This is a genomic window from Pseudomonas sp. Irchel s3h14 (genome assembly GCF_900187425.1).
Classification (GTDB): domain Bacteria; phylum Pseudomonadota; class Gammaproteobacteria; order Pseudomonadales; family Pseudomonadaceae; genus Aquipseudomonas.
The window spans coordinates 1-2558 of sequence record NZ_FYDJ01000044.1 but is presented as its reverse complement, the minus strand read 5'-3'; the positions used below and the strand labels follow the sequence as shown (position 1 = coordinate 2558).

Genomic DNA, 2558 nt, shown 5'->3' with positions numbered 1-2558 from the left:
GCTTGCTCACGGCTGTACGGATGCGTCCACTCGCCGACGATTTCCGCCGCGGTGTGCGGGGCGTTTTTCAGCGGGTTGTCGTCCTTGTCCAGGGTGCCGTTTTCCACTGCGCGGATTTCTTCGCGGATGCGGATCATGGCGTCGCAGAAACGGTCCAGTTCTTCTTTGGATTCGCTTTCGGTCGGCTCGATCATCAGCGTGCCGGCGACCGGGAACGACATGGTCGGGGCGTGGAAGCCGAAGTCGATCAGGCGCTTGGCGACGTCATCGACACTGATGCCGCTGCTGTCTTTCAGTGGACGCAGGTCGAGGATGCATTCGTGCGCCACCAGGCCGTTGCTGCCGGTGTAGAGCACCGGGTAGTGCTCTTCGAGGCGACGGGAAATGTAGTTGGCATTGAGGATCGCCAGTTGCGAAGCACGTTTGAGGCCCGCGCCACCCATCATCCGAATGTACATCCAGGTGATCGGCAGAATGCTCGCGCTGCCGAACGGTGCGGCGCAGACCGCGCCTTGCTTGCGTTCCATCTGCGCGTGGCCCGGCAGGAACGGCGTCAGGTGCGACTTGACGCCAATCGGGCCGACGCCCGGGCCGCCACCGCCGTGGGGGATGCAGAAGGTTTTGTGCAGGTTCAGGTGCGACACGTCGCCGCCGAACTTGCCCGGGGCGCAGAGGCCGACCATCGCGTTCATGTTGGCGCCGTCGATGTACACCTGGCCGCCGTGGTCATGAATGATGCCGCAGATTTCGCGGATGCCTTCTTCGAACACGCCGTGGGTCGACGGGTAGGTGATCATCAGCGCGGCGAGGTGTTCGCGGTGCTCGATGGCCTTGGCCCGCAGGTCTTCGATGTCGACGTTGCCACGGGCATCGCAGGCGGTGACGACCACGCGCATGCCGGCCATGTTGGCGGTGGCCGGGTTGGTGCCGTGGGCCGACGAGGGGATCAGGCAGATGTCGCGACGGTCTTCGCCACGGCTCTGGTGATAGGCGCGGATTGCCAGCAGACCGGCGTATTCACCCTGCGAACCGGCGTTCGGTTGCAGCGAGATTGCGTCGTAACCGGTGGCGGCGCAGAGCATCGCTTCCAGTTCGTCGGTCAGCTGCTGATAGCCGGCGCTTTGCTCGGCCGGGGCGAACGGGTGCAGGGCACCAAATTCAGCCCAGGTCACCGGGATCATTTCGCTGGCGGCGTTGAGTTTCATGGTGCAGGAACCCAGCGGGATCATGGTGCGATCCAGCGCCAGGTCCTTGTCGGCCAGTTTGCGCAGGTAGCGCATCAGCTCGGTTTCCGAGTGATAACGGTTGAACACCGGGTGGCTGAGGATTGGCGACTGGCGCACCAATTCGGCCGGGATCGTGCTTTGGACGGTTGCAGCCAATGCCGCGAAATCCGGCAGGGTTTGGCCGTCGGCCAGCAAGGCCCACAGGGTTTTCACATCGGCTTGCGAGGTGGTTTCGTCGAGGGACAGGCCCAGACGTTCGCCATCGACCACGCGCAGGTTGATCTGCTGGGTGCGCGCCTGATCGTGCAACGCGGCGGTTTGCGCGCCGGTCTTGATCGTCAGCGTGTCGAAGAAGCTGGCTTGCTCGACTTGCAAACCGAGAGCGCTCAAGCCTTGGGCCAGAATCGCGGTCAGGTGATGCACGCGGTTGGCGATCTGGGTCAAGCCTTTCGGGCCGTGGTACACGGCGTACATGCTGGCGATGTTGGCCAGCAAGACCTGCGCGGTGCAGATGTTGCTGGTGGCCTTTTCGCGGCGAATGTGTTGCTCGCGGGTCTGCATCGCCAGGCGCAGGGCCGGCTTGCCGAAGCGGTCCACGGAGACACCGACCAGACGGCCCGGCATGTCACGCTTGAACGCATCCTTGGTGGAGAAGTAGGCCGCATGCGGGCCACCGAAGCCCAGCGGCACGCCGAAGCGTTGTGCGCTGCCGATGGCCACGTCGGCGCCGAACTCGCCCGGCGGGGTGAGCACGGTCAGGGCCAGCAGGTCAGCGGCGACCGCCACCAAGGCGTTGGCGGCGTGGAAGCGTTCGGTCAGCTCGCGGTAATCGAACAGGTCACCGTTGCTCGCCGGGTATTGCAGCAGGGCGCCGAAGAACGGCGTCACGTCGCTCAGTTCACGCTCGTCGCCGACCACCACGTCGATGCCCAACGGCTCGGCCCGGGTGCGCAGCACGTCGAGGGTTTGCGGGTGGCAATGGCTGGAGGCGAAGAACGCGTGGCTGCCCTTGTTCTTGCTCAGGCGTTTGCAGAAGGTCATCGCTTCGGCCGCAGCGGTGGCTTCATCCAGCAGCGACGCGTTGGCGATCGGCAGGCCGGTGAGGTCGCTGATCAGGGTCTGGAAATTCAGCAGCGCTTCGAGACGGCCCTGGGAAATTTCCGGCTGGTACGGGGTGTAGGCGGTGTACCAGGCCGGGTTTTCCAGCAGGTTGCGCAGGATCGGCGACGGCGTGTGCGTGCCGTAGTAGCCCTGGCCGATGTAGGTCTTGAACAGCTGGTTGTTGCCGGCGATGGACTTGATCAAGGCCAGGGCATCGGCTTCGCTCAGGCC

The 2558-nt window shown here is 64.6% G+C and carries 1 protein-coding gene; it reads right to left on the bottom strand.

Features of this window, described 5'->3' with window-relative positions; genetic code table 11:
• Window positions 1–2558 (bottom strand): aminomethyl-transferring glycine dehydrogenase (gene gcvP, locus CKW16_RS31490; RefSeq protein WP_095133623.1); only part of this gene is annotated, 2558 nt, incomplete at both ends.